General features: G+C 70.8%; 18 protein-coding genes and 1 pseudogene. 12 read left to right on the top strand and 7 right to left on the bottom strand.

The window, feature by feature from the left end; genetic code table 11:
- The first annotated feature begins 2 nt into the window (after window positions 1-2).
- Window positions 3-404, top strand: a complete 402-nt coding sequence (locus AB0H62_RS26655; protein WP_360588854.1) for an SRPBCC family protein — start codon at window positions 3-5, stop codon at window positions 402-404.
- Here AB0H62_RS26655 and AB0H62_RS26650 read toward each other — a convergent pair.
- Complete coding sequence (locus AB0H62_RS26650) at window positions 390-3,104, bottom strand: BTAD domain-containing putative transcriptional regulator (RefSeq protein ID WP_360588852.1); 2,715 nt, start codon at window positions 3,102-3,104, stop codon at window positions 390-392. The genes AB0H62_RS26655 and AB0H62_RS26650 overlap by 15 nt on opposite strands.
- 183 nt (window positions 3,105-3,287) lie before the next feature.
- Between AB0H62_RS26650 and AB0H62_RS26645 the strand changes: the two genes are divergently transcribed.
- From AB0H62_RS26645 to AB0H62_RS26625, 5 genes and pseudogenes are all read left to right on the top strand, one after another.
- Entirely contained in the window at window positions 3,288-4,214 is a 927-nt protein-coding gene (locus tag AB0H62_RS26645) for a hypothetical protein (protein WP_220244489.1), read from the top strand.
- Between the two features lie 58 nt (window positions 4,215-4,272).
- Complete coding sequence (locus AB0H62_RS26640) at window positions 4,273-5,694, top strand: neutral zinc metallopeptidase (RefSeq protein ID WP_360588850.1); 1,422 nt, start codon at window positions 4,273-4,275, stop codon at window positions 5,692-5,694.
- Window positions 5,695-5,882: 188 nt separating this feature from the next.
- Window positions 5,883-6,272: pseudogene (locus tag AB0H62_RS26635) on the top strand (SDR family NAD(P)-dependent oxidoreductase); the annotation flags it as partial.
- Between the two features lie 17 nt (window positions 6,273-6,289).
- On the top strand, window positions 6,290-6,766 hold the full coding sequence (locus tag AB0H62_RS26630) for a hypothetical protein (protein ID WP_360588848.1): 477 nt from the start codon (window positions 6,290-6,292) through the stop codon (window positions 6,764-6,766).
- A gap of 8 nt (window positions 6,767-6,774) precedes the next feature.
- The gene (locus AB0H62_RS26625) at window positions 6,775-7,215 is read left to right on the top strand and encodes a VOC family protein (protein WP_220244486.1); all 441 of its coding nucleotides are present in this window, start codon (window positions 6,775-6,777) and stop codon (window positions 7,213-7,215) included.
- 37 nt (window positions 7,216-7,252) lie between these two features.
- On the opposite strand, the gene AB0H62_RS26620 is transcribed toward AB0H62_RS26625, so the two are convergent.
- Window positions 7,253-7,912 carry a class I SAM-dependent methyltransferase gene (locus tag AB0H62_RS26620; RefSeq protein WP_360588846.1) on the bottom strand — a complete coding sequence of 220 codons (660 nt, stop codon included), beginning with the start codon at window positions 7,910-7,912 and terminating at the stop codon, window positions 7,253-7,255.
- 69 nt (window positions 7,913-7,981) lie between these two features.
- Here AB0H62_RS26620 and AB0H62_RS26615 point away from each other — a divergent pair, with 69 nt between their 5' ends.
- Window positions 7,982-8,371 (top strand): SAM-dependent methyltransferase, encoded by a 390-nt coding sequence (locus AB0H62_RS26615; protein ID WP_360588844.1) that lies wholly within the window; start codon window positions 7,982-7,984, stop codon window positions 8,369-8,371.
- A 6-nt stretch (window positions 8,372-8,377) separates the two neighbouring features.
- Here the strand turns inward: AB0H62_RS26615 and AB0H62_RS26610 are convergent, their stop codons facing one another.
- From AB0H62_RS26610 to AB0H62_RS26600, 3 genes are all read right to left on the bottom strand, one after another.
- Complete coding sequence (locus AB0H62_RS26610) at window positions 8,378-9,247, bottom strand: SAM-dependent methyltransferase (RefSeq protein ID WP_360588842.1); 870 nt, start codon at window positions 9,245-9,247, stop codon at window positions 8,378-8,380.
- Window positions 9,248-9,364: 117 nt separating this feature from the next.
- Window positions 9,365-10,495, bottom strand: a complete 1,131-nt coding sequence (locus tag AB0H62_RS26605) for an LLM class flavin-dependent oxidoreductase (RefSeq protein WP_360588840.1) — start codon at window positions 10,493-10,495, stop codon at window positions 9,365-9,367.
- 64 nt (window positions 10,496-10,559) lie between these two features.
- Window positions 10,560-11,006, bottom strand: a complete 447-nt coding sequence (locus AB0H62_RS26600; protein ID WP_220244483.1) for a MarR family transcriptional regulator — start codon at window positions 11,004-11,006, stop codon at window positions 10,560-10,562.
- Window positions 11,007-11,115: 109 nt separating this feature from the next.
- On the opposite strand from AB0H62_RS26600, the gene AB0H62_RS26595 reads away from it, so the two are divergent.
- From AB0H62_RS26595 to AB0H62_RS26585, 3 genes are read left to right on the top strand one after another with little or no spacing between them, the layout of a single operon-like run.
- Entirely contained in the window at window positions 11,116-11,745 is a 630-nt protein-coding gene (locus AB0H62_RS26595) for a prephenate dehydrogenase/arogenate dehydrogenase family protein (RefSeq protein WP_220244482.1), read from the top strand.
- 13 nt (window positions 11,746-11,758) lie between these two features.
- Window positions 11,759-12,916 carry a luciferase family protein gene (locus AB0H62_RS26590; protein ID WP_220244481.1) on the top strand — a complete coding sequence of 386 codons (1,158 nt, stop codon included), beginning with the start codon at window positions 11,759-11,761 and terminating at the stop codon, window positions 12,914-12,916.
- A 12-nt stretch (window positions 12,917-12,928) separates the two neighbouring features.
- Complete coding sequence (locus AB0H62_RS26585; RefSeq protein WP_360588837.1) at window positions 12,929-13,525, top strand: ester cyclase; 597 nt, start codon at window positions 12,929-12,931, stop codon at window positions 13,523-13,525.
- 147 nt (window positions 13,526-13,672) lie between these two features.
- Here the strand turns inward: AB0H62_RS26585 and AB0H62_RS26580 are convergent, their stop codons facing one another.
- Entirely contained in the window at window positions 13,673-14,179 is a 507-nt protein-coding gene (locus AB0H62_RS26580) for a RidA family protein (protein WP_220244479.1), read from the bottom strand.
- Between the two features lie 173 nt (window positions 14,180-14,352).
- On the opposite strand from AB0H62_RS26580, the gene AB0H62_RS26575 reads away from it, so the two are divergent.
- A complete protein-coding gene (locus AB0H62_RS26575; RefSeq protein WP_360588835.1) occupies window positions 14,353-15,141 on the top strand; it encodes an IclR family transcriptional regulator in 789 nt (262 codons plus the stop codon).
- Here the strand turns inward: AB0H62_RS26575 and AB0H62_RS26570 are convergent.
- Window positions 15,134-15,811, bottom strand: a complete 678-nt coding sequence (locus AB0H62_RS26570) for a fumarylacetoacetate hydrolase family protein (RefSeq protein WP_360588832.1) — start codon at window positions 15,809-15,811, stop codon at window positions 15,134-15,136. The genes AB0H62_RS26575 and AB0H62_RS26570 overlap by 8 nt on opposite strands.
- Before the next feature lie 225 nt (window positions 15,812-16,036).
- On the opposite strand from AB0H62_RS26570, the gene AB0H62_RS26565 reads away from it, so the two are divergent.
- The gene (locus AB0H62_RS26565; protein ID WP_360588830.1) at window positions 16,037-17,269 is read left to right on the top strand and encodes an FAD-dependent oxidoreductase; all 1,233 of its coding nucleotides are present in this window, start codon (window positions 16,037-16,039) and stop codon (window positions 17,267-17,269) included.
- Window positions 17,270-17,290 lie beyond the last annotated feature (21 nt).

Raw genomic sequence — 17,290 nt, 5'->3', positions numbered from 1 at the left:
CCATGACCACCGTGCAGCTGCGCAAGCGGATGACCGCCGACCCGGCCGTGGTGTGGGAGCGGATCGCGGACTTCCACAACGTCCACACCTGGTTCCCCGCCACCGAGTTCAGCGAATCGGCGCCGGGTCTCATCGACACGCGCCGCCTGACCACCGAAACCGGTGCCGTCACGTTCGAGGAGCTCATCGAGTCCTCCGCCGACACGCGCACCCTTCGCTGGCGCGTGCTCGGCGACAACGGGCCGATCCGCGACTACGTCGGCACGTTCGTCGTCCACGCCGCGCCGGAGGGTGGCGCCGTCCTGGAGTACACGGGCACCTTCACCGCGCCCGACGCCGTGCGCCCGTACGTCGAGGCGACTTTCCAAGCGGCGCTGGACAACCTCGCGTCACTGCTCGGCTGACGCGAGCTTCGCGGCCATGCGCTCGACGTCGCCGGTGCGGCCGTGGGCCTGGAACAGCTCGCGCGCCCGGGCCCACACGTCGCGGGCGGCGGCCAGGTCACCGAGAGCGGCGTGGGTGTCGCCGAGGTTGGCGAGGATCACGGGCTCGTCGTAGGCGTCTTCGGTGTCGTGGGCGAGTGCGAGGGCGGCGGTGTAGTGCGCCAGCGCCTCCTCGCGCTCGCCCATCGCCGAGGCGATGTACCCGAGGCTGTCGAGCGTCACGGTCTCCGCGCGGTGGTGGTTGTGCTTGCGGCACAGCACGAGCGCTTGTTCGCAGTGCTCGCGGGCTTCGGCCAGGAACCCGAGCTGTGCGCAGTACCAGCCGAGGGTGTTCAGCGCGTCGGCCTGGCGCAGGCCGTTGTCGGTGGCGCGGTAGTGCTCCAGCGCGACGGCGGTGTGGTGCAGGGCGCCGTCGAAGTCGCCGCTCTGGCCGAGCGCCCAGCCGAGGGCGCGGGCGGCGTCGGCGGCGAGATCCGCTTGCTGCGCAAGGGAAAGCGCTTCGCGCAGGTGCAGGAGGGCGTGGTCGTGGGACCCGGCGCGGGTGTAGGCCGTGCCGAGGTACATCGCCGCGATGGCCTGCGGTTCCGGGTCGTGGAGGGCGCGGGCGGCCGCGAGCCCGGCCTGCCACGCTGTCAGGTCTTCGACGAGCTGGCCGTGGATCACGTGGTAACCGCTGACGCTCCACGCGAGCCGCCACACGTCCTCGTGCGCGCCACGCCGCACCGCGGAATCCAGCGTCGCGCGGAGGCTGTGCTGTTCGTCGTGGAACCAGCGTGTTGCGGCCCGGCGGTCGGCCAGCGGGGGCGCGCTCGCCGCCGGGAGGTCGATCGACTGGCGTTCCGGCCGCAGCAACCGGTTCGCGACGCCGGCCGTGTGCAGCAGGTAGTCGGTGAAGCGCCGCAGTGCTTCGGCGCGTTGCGGCGGGGTGACGAGCTCGTCCGCGTACAGCCGCAGCAGGTCGTGCATCCGGTAGCGGCCGGGCAGGTGCTCCTGCAGCAGGTGCGCGTCGACGAGGCGGCGCAGCAACGCCCGGGGCCGCTCGAGACCGGCCAGCGCACCCGCGCCCGCGAGGCTCACGTCCGGTCCCGGCACGGCGCCGAGCAGCCGGAACACGCGCTGGGCTCCCGCGTCGAGGGCTTCGTAGGACCACGAGAACACCGCGCGGACGTTCGTGGCCAGGTCGCCGGCGTCCAGCGCGTCGAGCCGCGCCGACGCGTCCGCGAGCTCGCGCGCCAGCACCTCCAGGCGGAAGCGCGGGTTCGCGCCGGCCCGGCTCGCGACGACGCTGATCGCCAGCGGCAGGCCGCCGCACCAGCGCACGAGGTCGTTGACAGCCGCGGGCTCCGCGGCCACGCGCTGGTCGCCGAGGTGACGAGTGAGCAGCTCGCGCGCCTCGCGTTCGGCCAGCTCGCCCAGGTCGAGCAGCTGCGCGCCGCGTACGCCGAGGCCGCCGAGTCGGTGCCGGCTGGTGATCATCACGGTGCACGTCTCACTGCCTGGCAGCAGCGGTTCGACCTGCGCCGCGTCGCGCGCGTTGTCGAGCACCACGAGCAGGCGCCGGCCCGCGACAAGGCTGCGGTACAGCGCGAAACCGCCTTCGGGTTCGGCGGGCACGGCCGCGGGCGCGACGCCGAACGCGTCGAGGAAGTGGCGCACCACGGCTTCGGGCCGCAGCGGTGAACCGGCCGGGTCGAAGCCGCGCAGGTTCACGTACAGCTGGCCGTCGGGGAACCGCGCGACATTCCGGTGCGCCCACCGCAGTGCGAGCGACGTCTTGCCGATCCCGCCGGCGCCGCCGATCGCGGAGATCGCGACCGTGCCCGAGCCGCCGGCCATCGCGGCGTCGAGCTCGGCCAGCTCCGCGTCGCGCCCGACGAACCACCGCGGCGGCGCGGGCAGCTGACGCGGCACGGGCGTCTCGCGCGGCGGGCTGAGCTCCGGGTCGGTGGTGAGGATGCGCTGGTGCAGCTCGCGCAGCGCGGGTCCGGGGTCGGCGCCGAACTCGTCGGCGAGGCGGTGGCGGATCCGGTCGAACTCCTCGAGCGCGCCCGCCTGCCGCCCGGCGCGGTAGCGGGCGAGCATCAGCTGGCCGGCGATCCGCTCGTCGAGCGGGAAAGCCGCGGCGCGCTGGGCCGCGTCGGCGAGCACGGCGTTGTGCTCGCCGAGCTGCAGCGCGAGGTCCGTGCGATCGAGCTGCGCGGACAGGCGTTCGGCGGCGAGCTTGTCGCGCACCGCGTCGGCCCACGGGGTGTCGAGACCGGCGAAGGCGTCATCGCGCCACAGAGCGAGGGCCTCGTCGAACAGCTCCGGCCGCCGTTGCGCGCGCGCCTGCGCGACGAGCGCACGGAACCGCAGCACGTCGACGCTCCCGGGTGGTGTGGTGAGCACGTAGCCGCTCGGGCCGTGCTTGATCTCGACGCCCTCGGCCGCGGCGAGCGTGCGGCGCAACCGGGAGAGGTAGCTGGCGAGCAGCCGGTGCGCGCGGTACGGCGGCTCGTCCGCCCACACGCGCTCGACGAGCCGTTCCGTGGACACCGGCCGGTTGGCGTCGGCGAGCAGCGCGGCCAGCACCCAGCGCTGCCGCGCGTGCCCGAGGTCGACGGGCTCGCCGGCGACGTGCGCCTCCACGGGGCCGAGCAAGCCGAACCGGACCTTGGTCATGGCCCATGCTTACCGCAACCGGGCCGGGGCGTGCGACCGGGAATCCCGCGTGACCTGCGAGTTCCCGATTCCTCAAAAAACTTTCGAACTCACGTGAACCGAACTCGACCCCAGCCCCGTGTCACGGGCAAGAGCGGCTCCGGACGGTCCAGGAGCCCCGGTCGAACCCCCTGGAGTTCCCCCATGTTCCGCAAGCACGCCCTGTTTTTCGCTGCCTTCGTGACGGCGGGCGCGGCCCTGCTGTCGGCCTGCGGCGGCCAGACGGACGGCACCCCGAGCGCGGCCCCGGCCGGCGCCGCGGTGGACGCCGGCAACGCCGGTGGTCTCGACCTGCTGAGCGGCACCGCCCGCAGCAACAACGCCGCTCGTGACACCGGCGACCTCGCACCGGCCGGCGCGCCCGCGGACGTGCGCACCAAGTGGGTGTCGCTGCGAGCCGGCAAGGCGGGCAACCTGAACCCGGTCGTGATCAACGGCGCCGGGATGACGATCTACCGCTTCGACAACGACTCCCCGAAGCCGCCGAAGTCCACTTGCAACGCCGACTGCGAGAAGAAGTGGCCGCCGGTCAAGGTCACCAAGGGCACCAAGGTTTTCATCGCCGGCATCAAGAAGTCCGCGATCGGCGTCGTGAAGCGCGACGACGGCTCGCTGCAGCTGACGGTCGGCAACTGGCCCGCCTACACGTTCTCCGGCGACAAGAACCCGGGCGACACCAACGGTGAGGGCGTCGGCGGCACGTGGTTCGGCATGAGCCCGACCGGTGGCAAGGTGCTCGACGGTTCGGCCTCCGGCACCACGACCCCGCCCTCGGACAACCCCCCGACCCCGTCGGGCGACTCGAAGGCCGCCACCAGCACGATCCTGTTCGACGACGCGTTCTTCAGCGACAACGGCGCTTCGCAGGGCCTGTCCTTCGGTTCCGGTGACAACGCCTGCCAGAACCTGGCCCGCCCCGGCGTCACCTCCTCGCTGACCACCGACGGCACGCTCAAGCTGTGGACCGGCCCGAACTGCACCGGCAAGTCGACGGTCGTCGACAGCGACGTGAAGGACCTCTCCACGATCGGCTTCGACGACGCCATCCAGTCTGTCCACTTCGGCGCCTGATCTACTTCGAGCCGGTGCGGCCCCTCGGTCGCACCGGCTCTTTTTCCTTGGAGGAGCTATGACTTCGCGGTTCACGTGGGTGGCGACGCTGGTCGCGGGCGCCGTGCTGCTGGCCGGGTGCACCACGGCCGTCCAGGGCAGCGCGGGCGTCGACCGGCCGGACCCGGCCAAGGTCGCCGGCCTCGCCATCACCGACGGTCCGAGCGGCCCGAAGGCCGGCGTCGCGGACACCGACCTGCCTGTCGCCAACACCGACGGCGGCGCGATCGACAAGCTCGCCGCCAACGCCGTCGCCGACGTGCAGCAGTACTGGACCGAGCAGCTGCCGGAGAGCTTCGGCAAGGACTACAAACCCGTCGGCCAGCTGATTTCCTACGACTCGCGCGGCCAAGGCCTCAACCTCTGCGGCTCCAGCACCGCCGGCCTCGTGAACGCTTTCTACTGCCCCTCCGGCGACCTGGTCGCCTGGGATCGCGGCGAGCTCCTGCCCATGCTGAACGACTCGTTCGGCCCGATGTCCGTGGTCGCCGTCCTGGCGCACGAACTGGGCCACGCCGTTCAGACGCGCCTGGGCTTGAGCCCCAACACCCCGTCGATCGTGAAGGAACAGCAGGCCGACTGCTACGCGGGAACGTTCTTCCGCTGGGTCGCGGAAGGCAATTCGCCGCACTTCCAGGTGTCGACCGGCACAGGCCTCAACCAGATCATGGCGACGCTCTTCTTCATCCGCGATTCCGCCGGCTCCAGCTTCGACACCGCCGGCGCGCACGGCAGCGCGTTCGACCGCGTGTCCGCCTTCCAGTTCGGCTTCACCGACGGCCCGAAGCGCTGCGCCGCCATCGACAACGCCGAGGTCGTCAGCCGCACCAGCCAGCTGCCGTTCTCGTCCAAGGACCTCGACACAGGCGACGGCAAGGGCAACCTGGACGTCGTGGACCCGGCCAACCTGCAGGACCTGGAGTCGAGCCTGCGCGCCGCTTTCCCCAAGGGCGCCCCCAAGCTCACCTCCGACCCCGAGTCCTGCTCGGACGCTCGCGTGACCAGCCCCTCCGCGTACTGCCCGTCGACCGACACCGTGTCGGTCGACCTGGACTCCCTTCGCCGCGTCGGCACCCCACCGTCGCGCGGCACCTCCGGCGGCTTCGGCGACTTCGCCGCGTTCGCCGAGGTGGCGTCCCGATACGCGTTGGCGGTCGAAAAGGCCTACGGCCTGCGCTTGGACACTGCTTCCACGGGCCAGCTCACGGCCTGCCTGACGGGCATGTGGGCGGGGACGTTGACGCCGGACAAGAAGGCGACGCTGGAGCTTTCGCCGGGTGACCTGGACGAGGCCATCGCGGAGCTGTTGTCGCCGAAGAGCGTCATCGCTTCCGACCCTTCCGGTACGACGGTGCCCTCCGGTTTCGCCCGGGTGGAGGCCTTCCGCGACGGATTCACTTCGCCGACTGTTGCCACGTGCACCAGTAAGTACGGCGGCTGAGTTCTTCTTCTGCGGCCCTCCCTCGCCGGGTTTTCGGTGGGGGAGGGCCGTTTTCGTTCGTGCACGGATCTCGCCAAACCCACGGATCGCGCCGAAGTTTCGTTACCACGCAATGATTTCCCTCCGCTCCATGGTTCGACCATTCGGCAGCCCTTTCGGCGGCTGCCCACGATGGACCAAGGAGTGCCATGGGCAAGACCGTCCTCGTCACCGGCGCGGGCTCCGGCTTCGGCGCGCTGATCGTGCGCGCGCTGGCCGACGCCGGCCACACCGTCTACGCGGGCATCCGCGACCTCACCGGCCGCAACGCCCCCGCGGCCGCCGCGCTGGCGACCTACGCGTCCTCCCGATCGGTGGCCTTGTTCGCGGTGGAACTCGACGTCCGCTCACAGGATTCAGTGGACAGCGCCGTCGCCTCGATCCCCGAGCCGCTGGACGTCGTCGTCCACAACGCCGCCTACCTCGCCATGGGCCCGGCCGAAGCCTTCACCCCGGACGACATCGCGGAGGTCATGGACACCAACGTCTCCGGCCCCCAACGCGTCAACCGTGCCGTGCTGCCGCAGTTCCGCGAGCGCCGCCACGGCCTCCTGGTGTGGATCGGCTCCTCCAGCACCAAGGGCGGCCCCCGCCGTACCTCGCGCCGTACTTCGCGGCCAAAGCGGCCATGGACGCGTTCGCCGTCTCCTACGCCGCCGAGCTCGCCCGCTTCGACATCGAGACCACGATCGTCGTCCCCGGCGTCTTCGCCCAAGGCACTTCGCTGTTCGCCAACGGCCACCCCGCCACCGACACCGCCCGCGCAGCCACCTACGAAAACCTCTACCCGGGCCTCCTCGACCACGTCGCCGCGCGGCTCTCCGACCTGGCCCCGCCGGACATCGATGCCGGCGCCGTCGCCACCGCCGTCACCGACGTCCTCGCACTGCCCCACGGCACCCGCCCCTTCCGCCTCCACATCGACCCGGTCGACGACGGCTCCGAAGCGGTCAGCGCCGGCGCCGACCAGGCCCGCACGCAGTTCCTCACCCGCCTCGGCCTTTCCGACCTCCTCCACCCGCACTCGCTGTAAGGAGAATCGTGGACTTCTCACTAGAACTCATCGTCCTGCCCGTGTCCGATGTGGACCGCGCCAAGGCCTTCTACGTCTCCCTGGGCTTCCGCCTGGACGTCGACTACCAGGCGGACGACTACCGCGTCGTCCACCTCACCCCGCCCGGCTCCGCGACGTCGATCCTCTTCGGCACCGGCGTCACCACTGCCCCTCCCGGCTCAGTCCGCGGCCTCCACCTCATCGTCAAGGACCTCCCGGCGGCCGTCACCGAACTCGCCGCCGCGGGCATCCCCGCCTCCACCCCCTTCCACGACAAGGGCGGCGTCTTCCACCACACGAACCCGACCCATCTCGCCGACGGCCCCCATCCCACCCGCGCGTCCTACGGAACCTTCGCCACCTTCCACGACCCGGACGGCAACGAATGGTTCCTGCAGGAGATCACGGAACGGCTCCCTGGCCGCTGACCGTGGTGGGGCGCCGATGGTCCGCGTGGTCGGCCCTTTACGCTGCGGCCCGCACCGACAACACGATCGGCAACGGCACCCCACCCTCACTGAACCGCTCCAGCCCGAACCCCGCGTCCACGAACGCGTTGAGCAACTCCGGCAACGGCCAGTGCGTCGCCCCGACCTTGTCCCGGATCCCTTGGTCCGTCCACGAATCCTTTGTCCAGTGCCGCTCCCGGTAGCCCGGCCGGATCACCGCCGCGGCCGGGTCGCTGCGATCCGCGAAGCTGCCGCAGAAACACGGATGCACCCCGACGTGCACGAACACCCCACCCGGCCGCAGCACGCGCTCCACCTCGCGCAGCACGGCCGGATACGCCGGCATGTCGGTGTGCACCATGACGGCGACGACCGCGTCCACGCCGCCGTCCCGCACCGGCAACCGCTGCGCATCCGCGCGGGCGACCGGCATCCGCTCGCGCCCGTACCGCAGCATCCCGGCCGACAAGTCGACCCCGATGGGCGTCCACCCCAGCTCCCGCACCACGCCCGCGTGGACGCCCGTGCCACACCCGACCTCGAGGCACACCCCGGTGCCCGCCCCGAGCAGCTCCCGACGCGCGGCGGAGATCCCGAGCGGATCCGACTGCTGCTCGCGCAGGAACTGCCCCTCGTACCAGTCCGCGATTTCGTCGTAGGCCGCCTTCACAAGCACCAGTGGACCGCTCGCGCCGCCGCGCCCGCCACCGTTTCCGCTCGAAGCGGATTACGATCTTGACGGAGCGTGAGCAACCAGGCTGAGGAGGTCGCCGTGCACATCCGAATCGCGGCCGTCGCCTTGGCCGCAGCCCTCCTCGCGACCGGCTGTTCCGGGAGCACGAACACCCCGCCCCCGCTCGAGGTCTGCACCACCGGCGACTACCAGCCCCTCGTCCCGCCCGGCTACCCGGAGATGCTCGCGGACCTCAAACGCCTGTACGACACGTCGTCGAGTCCCGTCGTCTTCCGGAGCCGCAAGGAGATCGCCGACTTCTTTGGCGACTTCACGTTGCTGGAGCCCGGCGTTATGTGGACCCCGCTCTGGCACCCGGAGGACGCCAGCGACGGTGACCGGACCGCGCACCTGCCTTCGCCCAATGAGTCGCTGCTGCTCGCCGGCGTCGCTCGGAAATGACGGCGTTCAGGCGTCCTTCTCACCGAAGGTGAAGCGAGACTGAAGGATCGGCCCCGGAATCGACGGGTCCGGGCCTCGCCCGTACCGCCTCGTGAAGGTGTCCACCGGCGAGGTCGTGAGGGTCCACCCGGCGGCGCGCAGAGCAGCGGGCGTGTCAGGACGAGGGTCAGGATCGAAGAGGCTGCCCAGGTGCGACCCGGTTTCCGCAGTGCTGGTGTCGAAGAGCGTGTGGTCGCGAAGGGAGTCCTGGCCGGGGAGGGTTTCCAGGCCGACGCGGCTGCCGGGGGCCGACAGGGTGTTGAGGGTGTCGACGAGGGAGGTCTCGACCGGCGCGGGGAGGTAGAGGAGGAGGCCTTCGGCGATCCACGTGGTGGGCACGGAGGGGTTGAAGCCCGCGGACAGTAGGACAGAGGGCCAGTCGTCGGCCAAGTCGGCCGGGAGGAGGTGGTGGGGTACAGGCGAAAGAGCGCCCAGGGAGCCCAGGACCTTCGATTTGAAGGTGAGGACGTCGTGCCGGTCGATCTCGTAGCAGGTCACCGAAGGGGGCAGGTCCAGGCGCAGCGCGCGGGTGTCCAGGCCGGCGCCGAGGATGACGATTTGCGGGGTGTGCGGGGCGGAGTCCGCCAGGAAGTCGTCGAAGGTGCGGGCGCGGACGGCGAAGAAGCGGCCCAGGTGGCCCCAGAAGGGGTCCGCGTCGCCGAGGGAGACGTCCTCGATGCGGGTGGGCAGGGCGACGGGGGAGTTGGCCGAGCGGACGAAATGCTCGGCGTACTCGTCGCGCAGCAGGCTGTGCGGGTGGTGGGTTTCGATGGCGCGCGCGGCCGCGACCATGAGGGCGGTGGAGCTGACGCCCGCCGCGAGATCTGAGTCCGACACCTGCTGAACACCTTTCGGCCGGGAGGTCGGCGCTCACGGTACCGGCAAGCCCACCCGAAACGGATGCCTCCATCGGGGTGATCAAAACCTGCGTCCTGCCTGGCGGGACAGGGAAAATCAGCGGCCGTCGATGAGGGCGGCGGCGTCCGGGACCTGCTTGCCGGCGAAGGCGGGGCGGGCGCCGTACGGGTCGGCGTCTGTCCACAGTGTCGTGGGGGCTTCCTTGCGCACCACGGGGATCACCTCGGCGGCGAAGCGCTCCAGCATCTCGAGCTGCTGTTCGTGCGGGAGCATCGTGGGCAGGCTGAACGACTGGAGGTCGTGGCCGAAGGCGGCGTGGAAGTACAGGATCTTGTCGATGATCTGCTGCGGGCTGCCGACGAGCACGGGACCTTCGGCGATGGCGTGGTCGATGTCGCGGAAGTCCATTTCGTTGCCGGGCGTGTGGTTGCCCGGCTTGTTGAAGAACTCGACCATCTTCTCGTACACCGGGCCGAAGTGCTCGCGCGCGTCCTGTGTGGAATCGGCCAGGTACAGGAAGCCCGCGCCGGCGCCGACGAAGGCGTAGCGGGGGTCGTGGCCGTGGCGGTCGTACTCGGCGCGGTAGTGGTCGATGAGGATCTTGTAGTTGTCGCGCGGCTGGATGGCGTTGGCGCTGAACAGCGGGTCGCCCCACTTCGCGGCGAGTTCGGCGGACGTCAGGGTGGTCGCGGAGCCGTGCCACACGCGGGGAGCGCCGGCGAATGGGCGGGGCAGGGTGGTGACCCCGTCAAGCGCGCCGCGAAACTTTCCTTCCCACGTCACGTTTTCCTCGCGCCACAGCCGGCGCAGCAGCTCGTACTTCTCCGCCAGCTGGTCCCACTGCTGCCCGGGCTCGACGCCGAACATCGGCAGCTGCCGGGCCTCGTTGCCCTTGCCGATCACGATCTCGACGCGGCCGCGGGAGAGCTGGTCGATCGTGGCGAAGTCCTCGGCGATGCGCACCGGGTCCGAAATGGACAGCACGGTGACGCCGGTCTGGATCCGGACCTGGCTCGTGGTCGCGGCGATCGCGCCGAGCAGCACGGTCACGCCGGCCGACAGGAACGGGCCCGCGTGCCGCTCGCCGAGCGCCACCGCGTCGAAGCCGATCTGCTCGGCCCGCTGCGCGGTGTTCAACGCCTGCGCGTACCGGTCCGACGTGCTGACGATTCGCCCGGTGACCGGGTTCTGCAGGTGCGGCAGGATGTCGAGGAGCTGGAATCGCACGGACGTCTCCAAGCGTGGGCAGTTGAACGTTCAGTCAAAACGCTACGCCGTCCGACTTGAACCTTCAAGCAATCTCAAAACCGTGCCGGACGCGGTCCAGTAGCCCGTCGAGGGTGTCCAGGTCGGTCTCGGAGAACGCGGCGAACGCGGCGCGCAAGTTGCGCGCGTGGGCCGTCGCGGCCTGGTCAAGCACCTTGCGCCCCGCGTCGGTGATACCGGCGTAGGCGACGCGGCGGTCGGTCGGGCACGGGCGGCGCTCGACGTAGCCGGCCGCCTCGATGCGGTCGATCAGCCGCGTGATGCCGCCTGTGGTGAGTGCCACTTCGCCGGCGAGTGCGCTCATCGTCAGCTGCCCGCCGTCGGAGCGGGCGAGCCGGATCAGCACCTCGAACCACGTGTGCTGCAGCCCGGTCTCGGCCTGCATGGCGGGCCCGAGCCGGCGTTCCAACTGGCTACTGGCCTCGACCAGCCTGCCGAACGTCGTGATCAGGCGGTCGTCGATCGGGTCCATGCCGCAAGTGTACGCGGAGAAGGTTGACGCGTCAGCTATTGCATCGGAAGGCATCTTGTGGTTACCGTGTCAGTATCTGAACAGTCAGATATTGAAGGAGCAGGTAATCATGCGGATCGCCATCATCGGAGCCGGCAACGTCGGCTCGGCTCTCAGCAAGGCCGCCGTCGACGCCGGGCACGCGGTGACCCTGACCGCGACCAGTCCGGAGAAGGCCGCCAAGGTCGCCGCCGAGACGGGGGCGCGGGGCGCGGCGAGCAACCTCGACGCGGTGGCCGACGCCGACGTCGTGGTGCTGGCCGTGCCGGGCAACGCCGTCGGCGCCGTCGCCCAGGAGATCGCGCCTGCCGTGCGCGGCAAGGTCGTGGTCGACGCCACCAACCCGCTCAACGCGACGTTCACCGACCTCGACATCGAAGAGACCGCCGCCGTGCAGACGCTGCAGCGCCTGGTCGCCGACGCCGCCGTGGTCAAGGCCTTCAACACCATCTTCGCCGGCCGCCTCGGCACGCCCACCGAGAGCGGTCACCGGCTCGACGCCTTCTACGCCGGCGACGACACCGACGCCAAGAAGGTCGTCGCGGAGCTGCTCACCTCGCTGGGTTTCCGCCCGATCGACGCCGGCGGCCTGCGCATGGCCCGCGCGCTGGAGGAGATGGCGTTCCTCAACATCGCCCTCAACGCCGGCAACAACTGGCCCTGGCAGTCCGGCTGGGCGCTGCTCGGCCCGACCGTCTGAAAAGGACACTCCGATGAACGAGCCGGTTGTCGAAATCCCGGTCGTCGAAACCCCGGTCGTCGAAACCCGAGGTGCCGAAGGGCCGTTGGTCGTGCTGCTGCACGGCCGCGGCTCGCGCGAGACCGAGATCATCGGGCTCGCCGACGCGTTGCCCAAGGGTTTCCGTTACGCAGCAGTGCGAGCACCGATCGCGGAAGGCGGTGGCTTCGCGTGGTTCGCCAACCGCGGCATCGGCCGCCCGACGCCGGAGTCACTACGGATCACGATGGACTGGTTCCGCGCCTGGCTCGACCGGCAACGCGGGCCCGTGCTGCTGATCGGGTTCAGCGGCGGGGCCGCGTTCGCCGGCGGCCTGGTCCTGGACGATCCGGACCGCTTCGCCGGCGCCGCCATCCTTTACGGCACTTTGCCGTTCGACGCGGGTGTGCCCACTGACCCGGCGCGGCTGGCGGGCTTGCCCGTGTTCCTCGCGCACGGTGAGCACGACCAGGTCATCCCGCGCGACCTGCAGGACCGGACCTGGCGTTACCTCACGGCCGAGTCCGGAGCGCCCACCATCGCGCGGCGCGACCCGGTGGGCCACGGCATCGCGCCCGACGCACTGGCCTCCCTCGGCGGCTGGCTCGCCGAGCGCGCGGACTTCCTCGAGCGGCGCCGTGTGCCCGGGCCTCAGCCGACGCGGTGGGACGGACTCGAGGACCTTCCACTGCGAACGGGAAAGCGGCCGGACGTCAGCGTCACCATCCCCCAGCAGCAGCTCACCGGCAACGCCCCGGCCGAGCTGCAGGAAAAGCTGTTCGCCCGCGTCAACGCGCTACCCGGGGTGAACAGCGAGCAGTCGGCCATCTCCGTGCCGGGCGCCCGCGGGTTCATGCTCGCCGACGGCCAGGCGGGGCCGGCCGACGCGTTCCTCGTGCCGCGGGCCGGCGAGTTCGCCCACCTGCACCCGCGCGCCGACGGTTCCCTGCACGTCGCCCTGCCGGTTTCCCTTGCCGCGGAAGCGATCGAACGTGGCTGGGCCGTCGCCCACCCGCTCGCCGGGATCCGGCTCACGCCGGGCATGGTCCTCGTCTACGGGCCCCGCGACGAGACCGAACTCGACGTCGTCACCGCCATCGTCTCCACCAGCCACGCCTGGGCGACCGGGCGCGAACTCCCCTCTGCCAGCTGAAAGCGAGCAATCATGGATCGCCGTACCGCGCTCAAAGGCGGAGCCGCCGCCGCGTTCGGTGCCTTCGCCCTCACCGCCGTCGCGAGCGGCAACGTGGCCGAGGCCGCCGGGCAGCCGCTGCTGCCGGACCCGGCCGCCCACCCCGTGCCGAATCCGCCTTATCCGCGCAACCTGACGCACGACGAGCGCAAGCACCTGGAGACGTTCGACGAGCTCGACTTCGACGTCTTCTCCCACGCCGGCTGGAAGCGCCTCGACGAAAGCCACGCCCGCAACATCCGCGTGCACTGGCCTGACGGGCACTACACCGACGGCATCGACCAGCACATCGCCGACCTCGCCGCGATGTTCGTCTGGGCGCCCGACACGCGCATCCAATCACATCCCTTGCGCGTGGCCAAAAACGAGCTCACCGCTGTCACCGGCGTGATGCAGGGCACCTTCACCCGCCCGATGCCCGACGGCAAGGGCGGCTTCATCCAGCCGACCGGCCGGAAGTACGCGATCAACATGGCCACCGTCGGGATCTGGAACCGTCGCGGCACGATGGACGAGGAATTCCTGTTCTGGGACAACCAGACCTTCAACCAGCAGCTCGGCCTGGCCTGATCGGAGGAGCTCGTGAAGCTCGACCTCAACGGCCGGACCGAGCTGGTCACCGGGTCGACGTCCGGGATCGGCGCGACCCTCGTGGAACAGCTGCCCGACGGTGTCGTGGTCACCGCCATCATCCCGTGACCGCGTGGAGCCCGCCGGTCAGCGACCGGCGGGCTCCACGACAGCGATCAGGTCCACTTCGACGGCAATGCCCTTGGGCAGCGCCTTCGCGCCGACGACCGAGCGGGGATGGCGCCCGGCGTCGCCGAAGACCTCGACCAGCAGGTCGGACGCACCGTTGAGGACCTGTGCCACGCCGGTGAAATCGTCGGTGCACGAGACGTTGCCGACGACCCTCGCGATGCCGCGCACCCGGTCGAGGCTGCCCAGCGTCTGACGCAGCTGAGCCAGCAAGTGCAGCATGCACTCACGCGCAGCCGCGTAGCCGTCTTCGGCCGTGAGAGTTTCGCCGACCCGACCGAGCCAGCCTTCGGAGCCTTGCCCGGCCAGGTAGACGAGGGAGCCTTCCTGGTACGCGCCGACGTAGTTGCCGGCGACCGGCCGCAGCGCGGGCAGGCTCAGACCGGTGGCTCGCAACCGTTCTTCCGGCGTCGCACCAGGCACGCGCGGGCTCCTCTCGGGGGACATCCGGAACACGCTGGACATCCTCGGCACGCTAGAGGCCGCAACGGCGGAACACAGCCGAAGCGTCCGGCCTGACCGGACTCCTTTTGCCGCACCGCAAGCGCAATTCTCGCGTGCGGTACAGCCGGACAGAGGATCGCCGATCTGGCCCGGGCGGGGGTATTTTCCGCATCGGGCTCGAACGGAGGCACGCCATGGTCGTCGCGTCGAAAGGGAACGCGTCCGTCGCGAAGGCGATGGTCGTGCTCAACGCGTTCAGCCCCGTTCAGCCGACACTCAGCGTGCGGCAGCTCGCCGAACGCACGCAGCTTCCGCGCAGCACCACGCACTCGTTGTGCTTGGCCCTGTGCCAGGCCGGGATGCTCGAACAGGTGCCGCGGCGCGGGTACCGGCTCGGGTCCGCGCTGGTCGGGCTCGGCGGCCAGGTGATCGACCGCACCGGCCTGGCCACCGCGTCGGAAGGCCTGTTGCGGCGGCTGCCGTTGCGCACCTGTCAGGAAACGCACCTCGCGCAGTTCGTCGACGGCTGGGTCGTGTACCTCGACCGCATCACCGGCCGGGAGCCGCGGCCGATGCGCAACCGCGTCGGCCTTCGCGCGCCCGCGCACCGCACCGGCTGTGGCAAGGCCGCGCTCAGCGCGCTGGAGCCGGAGGTGGTGGAGCGGCTCGTTTCGCTGACCTGTGAAGCGGAACGGTTGCCCGCACCCGATTTCACCGAGCTGACCGCCGTGCTGACGACGGCGAGGCGCGACGGGTTCGTCGTCAGTCACTCGTTCCAGCGCGGCACCACGTCGGTGGCCGCCGCGATCACCGACCTCACAGGCAATCCGGTGGGCGCCGTCTCCATCGCCGGGTTGAGCGAGACGTTCACGCGCAAGGCAGTCGCGGAGGCCGCCCGCAACGTCACCGAGGCCGGCCTCGCCATCAGCCACCGCATCGCCGACCGGCTCGGCACCTTCCGGGCAACGGCGACGCTCACGTAACCCGTTCCAGGACGTTCTCGTGGAAACCGATCTCGTCGATCTCCGTTTCGAGGACGGAACCCGCGCTCAGCAAAAGCGGAACCTCCTCGTGCCCCGCCGCGACGACGTCACCCGGCTCGAGCCGCACATGTTGCGAGACTCGGTGGACCAACGCGACGAAGTCCAGATCCGCGGTGTCGGTCTTCTGCACCGGCCGGCCGTCGACGAAGCTGTGCAGGGCGAGCCGGGGTCGCAGACCTCCCGGCAGCTCGTCGGGAGTCACCAGCGCCGGGCCGAGTGACAGCCACGGCACGGTGACCTCGTTCAGGATCGAGAACCCCGCGATGGTGCCGAGCCGCCCGATGACCACCGCCGGCTCGGCCTTCCACGTGGCGGCCACGGATTCTTGGGGCAGCACGATCGCGTCCCGCGGCCCGGCGAACGACTTCGGCCGGGTCACGTGGACGGACCGCCGGCCCAAGTCGACCCGGACCACCTTCCCCGGGCGCGCCGACAATGGCGCCCGGTCGCAGAACATCGCCTCGTGCGCCCGGCCCGCCGCGGCGACCGGCCATTGTGGATCAAGAAGCAGCGCGCCGACGTCCGGGTACGGCAGCTCGACGAGCGTGCCGTCGCCTTCGGCCCGCGCCGCGCGCGTGCCGCCACTCGTGCGGATCGTGGTCAGTTTCATGCCGAGCCTCCTGGAAGGTTCGAGCGGGTGACGTCCGGGTCAGTGGGACACCGGGGTGGCCAGGCGACATTCGGACGGTGAAGGTATGGATTCGTCGTTCCCGTGTATCAGTCGGTGTTCGGACTCGCGGAACCTTGACAGTATATATCCAGATTCGTAGGGTTCGACGTCACCGGCCGCTGACCGACGGTGGTCGACACGGTGTCGTGTGGGAGGAGAATCCGGATGTCAAGGATCCTGATCGTAGGCGGTGGCTTCGCCGGGGTGTGGAGCGCGGCGAGCGCCGTGAAGCTCCGCCAGGAACGCGGACTGTCCGAAAAGGACCTTCAGGTGACCGTGGTGAACGCCGGCGACGACATGGTGATCCGGCCGCGGCTCTACGAGGCGGATCCCGACCGCATGCGCGTGCCGCTCGACCGGGTGCTCGGCCCGATCGGCGTGCGCCGCGTCGCCGGCACTGTCGTCGGCATCGACACCGACGCGCGCACGGTCTCCGCGGTCCGTCGCGACGGGACCACCGCCACGCTGGGCTACGACCGCCTCGTGCTCGCTTCGGGCAGCCAGGTCGTGCGGCCCGCGCTGCCCGGCGCCGAACATCTCTTCGACATCGACACCCTCGCCGGCGCGGCCACGCTCGACTCGCACCTGCGCCGGCTGCCGGACCGCGAAGCCGGGCCAGGCAGGTTCACCGCCGTGGTCGTCGGCGCCGGGTTCACGGGGTTGGAGATCGCGACCGAGCTCGTCGGACGGCTGAAGGAGCTGGCCGACGACGTCCGCGTGGTGCTCGTGGAGCGGCTCGACGCCGTCGGGCCGGAGCTGGGCGAGGGCCCGCGGCCGGCGATCGAGAAGGCCCTGGCCGACCTCGGCGTCGAGGTCCGGCTCGGCGTCAGCCTGGAGGAGCTCGCCCACGACAAGGTGCGCCTGTCCGACGGCACGGTGATCCCGACGTCGACGGTCGTGTGGACGGCCGGCATGACGGCCAGCCCGCTCACGTCGTTCATCGCGGCGGAGAAGGACCACCTCGGCCGACTGGACGTGGACGAGTACCTGCGCGTTCGCGGTGTCCCCGACGTGTACGCGGCCGGCGACACGGCCGCCGCGTTGTCGCCGGCCGAGGGCCGCGTGGTGATGCAGAGCTGCCAGCACGCCCTTCCTCAGGGCAAGTTCGCGGGGCACAACGTCGCCGCGGACCTGCTGGACGAGGCCCTGGTCCGGTTCGAGCCGGCGCCGTATGTCACCTGCCTCTCGCTCGGGCCGGCGGGCGCGGTCGTCACGTCGGGCTGGGACCGCGAGGCGCAGATGACCGAGCACATCGCCAAGGACCTCAAACACACGATCAACGAGCAGTGGATCTACCCTCCGGTCGACGACCCGGCAGAGTTGCTGAACCAGGCCGGTCCGTACGCCGCCTGGCCGGAGTACGAGCCGGCTGGAACAGTGGAGTCGCTCGCGGTGTGAGCCGAGGTCGGTCGGAGGTGA

Origin of the sequence: Amycolatopsis sp. NPDC050768 (assembly GCF_040654155.1) — a bacterium.
Taxonomy (GTDB): Bacteria; Actinomycetota; Actinomycetes; order Mycobacteriales; family Pseudonocardiaceae; genus Amycolatopsis.
Note: the sequence above shows the minus strand (reverse complement) of the source record. Positions and strands in the feature narration are given on the sequence as shown.

What these genes read in the sequence shown, in the direction of transcription:
- AB0H62_RS26580 (WP_220244479.1), bottom strand. Translation starts at nt 14,179, where the DNA reads ATGTCCAGCGTGTTCCGGATGTCCCCCGAGAGGAGCCCGCGCGTGCCT.
- AB0H62_RS26575 (WP_360588835.1), top strand. Translation starts at nt 14,353, where the DNA reads ATGGTCGTCGCGTCGAAAGGGAACGCGTCCGTCGCGAAGGCGATGGTC.
- AB0H62_RS26645 (WP_220244489.1), top strand. Translation starts at nt 3,288, where the DNA reads ATGTTCCGCAAGCACGCCCTGTTTTTCGCTGCCTTCGTGACGGCGGGC.
- AB0H62_RS26565 (WP_360588830.1), top strand. Translation starts at nt 16,037, where the DNA reads ATGTCAAGGATCCTGATCGTAGGCGGTGGCTTCGCCGGGGTGTGGAGC.
- AB0H62_RS26640 (WP_360588850.1), top strand. Translation starts at nt 4,273, where the DNA reads ATGACTTCGCGGTTCACGTGGGTGGCGACGCTGGTCGCGGGCGCCGTG.
- AB0H62_RS26590 (WP_220244481.1), top strand. Translation starts at nt 11,759, where the DNA reads ATGAACGAGCCGGTTGTCGAAATCCCGGTCGTCGAAACCCCGGTCGTC.
- AB0H62_RS26595 (WP_220244482.1), top strand. Translation starts at nt 11,116, where the DNA reads ATGCGGATCGCCATCATCGGAGCCGGCAACGTCGGCTCGGCTCTCAGC.
- AB0H62_RS26600 (WP_220244483.1), bottom strand. Translation starts at nt 11,006, where the DNA reads ATGGACCCGATCGACGACCGCCTGATCACGACGTTCGGCAGGCTGGTC.
- AB0H62_RS26570 (WP_360588832.1), bottom strand. Translation starts at nt 15,811, where the DNA reads ATGAAACTGACCACGATCCGCACGAGTGGCGGCACGCGCGCGGCGCGG.
- AB0H62_RS26650 (WP_360588852.1), bottom strand. Translation starts at nt 3,104, where the DNA reads ATGACCAAGGTCCGGTTCGGCTTGCTCGGCCCCGTGGAGGCGCACGTC.
- AB0H62_RS26655 (WP_360588854.1), top strand. Translation starts at nt 3, where the DNA reads ATGACCACCGTGCAGCTGCGCAAGCGGATGACCGCCGACCCGGCCGTG.
- AB0H62_RS26585 (WP_360588837.1), top strand. Translation starts at nt 12,929, where the DNA reads ATGGATCGCCGTACCGCGCTCAAAGGCGGAGCCGCCGCCGCGTTCGGT.